This is a genomic window from Flavobacterium sp. SOK18b (assembly GCF_014156605.1).
Classification (GTDB): domain Bacteria; phylum Bacteroidota; class Bacteroidia; order Flavobacteriales; family Flavobacteriaceae; genus Flavobacterium; species Flavobacterium tiangeerense.
This window is the reverse complement of the sequence record NZ_QKNZ01000156.1, coordinates 1-1488: the sequence shown is the minus strand read 5'-3', so window position 1 is coordinate 1488 and position 1488 is coordinate 1. Positions and strand designations below refer to the sequence as shown.

The 1488-nt window shown below is 33.7% G+C and carries 1 protein-coding gene; it reads right to left on the bottom strand.

Annotated elements, in window-relative coordinates; all coding sequences use genetic code 11:
* Positions 1-133 precede the first annotated feature (133 nt).
* Positions 134-1417 (bottom strand): tyrosine-type recombinase/integrase, encoded by a 1284-nt coding sequence (locus tag DNC80_RS15610; RefSeq protein ID WP_182652008.1) that lies wholly within the window; start codon positions 1415-1417, stop codon positions 134-136.
* Between the last annotated feature and the right edge of the window lie 71 nt (positions 1418-1488).

Below are 1488 nucleotides of genomic sequence, written 5' to 3'. Positions count from 1 at the left end.
TAACTTATAAGTTAATTATTGTATCAAAACCACTCTTTGCTGAGTGGTTTTTTTATGTCAGAAATGTACAAAAAAGTGTCAGAAACGTACAAAATAGTGTCTGGAACTTACTTTACATACTTTAAAGTGATTTTTAAAACTCTAAAGTATAATCCGCACCGTAATCTTTTGGCAGCATTCCTCCCACATCGCGAAGATAATTTCGTAAAGCTGTTTCAGTTGCGTGCCCAGTTATAGGCATTAGTTTCAAAATCGCTTCACGTTCTGTCATTCCTTGCTTGATAAATGCGTGAAATAGATCCAAAGCAGCTGTATGTCTAAATGAGTAAATTCCGTAGTCTTGATTAAAATTAAAATGAGTTTTTACTTTTCCAAAACGGTGGCCAAAGTGATCGACTTTTGATTTTTCAGTAGCCGCCCAAACATCAAACTTTCCAGTGTTTGTAAAAATATTAGCTTTGCTTGGTATGTTAGTAATGTCTATCTCTTCAAAGAATGATAATATAGGACCAACTAACTTTTTTATCTGTTTTCGTTTCGTCTTAGTTTCAACAGTTAAATATCTCTCTTTAAGATTGATGTCTTCAGCTGTCAGCCTGATAATCTCTCTTGGTCTTAAAAAGGTAAAAATAACAAACTGAATGAAATGGTAAAGTTGCTTGTCATTTACTAATAAATAGTCTCTAATTGCTTTGACCTGAAGTCCAGTAAAAGGAGTGTTTTTAATTGGATCATCTTTTTTTGTATCCATGTCAACAACGATGTTTTTACCAATAATCTTATCTTTTACCAGCTTACCAAATAGCCCTGACAAACAACGTTTGTAATTGTCTTGTGAAGTACCTCCAACTCCCCTGCCAATTGGAGCCGGTTTGATTAACCAGTTCATAAAAGCAATAATATGAGTGTCTTTCAAGTCACGAATGTCATGATGGTCTAATTTATTTAAAGTTGCCCACTCTAAAAAAACATTCATTCGTGTCTTGTAGTCGTTAGCTGTAGCAGCCTTTAATCTTCCAATTTTATTTTCATAAGCATATTTGAGTGCGGATATGACTGTATAGGTTGTGAGGTCTGTTTCTTTAGGAGCTAATGAATTTTGCACAAAAGGATTCAAACCTTGGCTCAGCAATAAAGTGTAAGCATTAACCCAAACTAAACCAGCTTCCTTTCTTTCTACAACCGTTTTGTATAGATTGATTTTACAATAATCCATAAACTTTTGCATTTTGTTTGTGTCCGGATTTCTAAAATAATAATACACATACCAGCGGTGTTTGGGCAAAACCGATGGCTTTCCGTCAACTTTTGGAACATATAATTTCACTTCTGAATAATCTTTCATGCCTACTTTAAATTGAATATGTATAGGTTCGTTCGTAGGTTCGCTTCTAATAATAATTTCAAAACTTTTCATAATAAAAAACGAACCAAAAACAAAAAAGCCCTTATAAAATAAGGGCTTTTGTTGTACTCAGAGCGGGACTT